The sequence below is a fragment of the Peribacillus sp. SIMBA_075 genome (assembly GCF_046534585.1).
In genome coordinates, this window is sequence record NZ_JAWRYN010000577.1 from 1 (window position 1) to 273 (window position 273).

Below are 273 nucleotides of genomic sequence, written 5' to 3' on the forward strand. Positions count from 1 at the left end.
GGCCGTTTGCGGAAGCAAGGTTTCGTAAATATCCTCTTCAATGAGCGGGCTGGCTGCCTGGAGATCCTCAAGCGGCAAGTCTTTCAAATAATAGCCACGCTGGATGCACGTGAAGACCAGCTTGCCGGTCACATCGTGCGCTTCGCGGAACGGCATGCCTTTTGCCGCCAAGTAATCCGCAAGTTCCGTGGCATTTGAAAAGTCGGAGTTGACCGCTTTTTCCATGGACGCGGTGTTGACGTTCATCGTCCGGATCATGCCTTCAAAGATCGG

Annotated in this window: 1 pseudogene; it reads right to left on the reverse strand. The window is 53.8% G+C overall.

The window, feature by feature from the left end:
* Positions 1 to 273 (reverse strand): annotated as a pseudogene (locus tag SB775_RS29470) (argininosuccinate lyase); the annotation flags it as partial.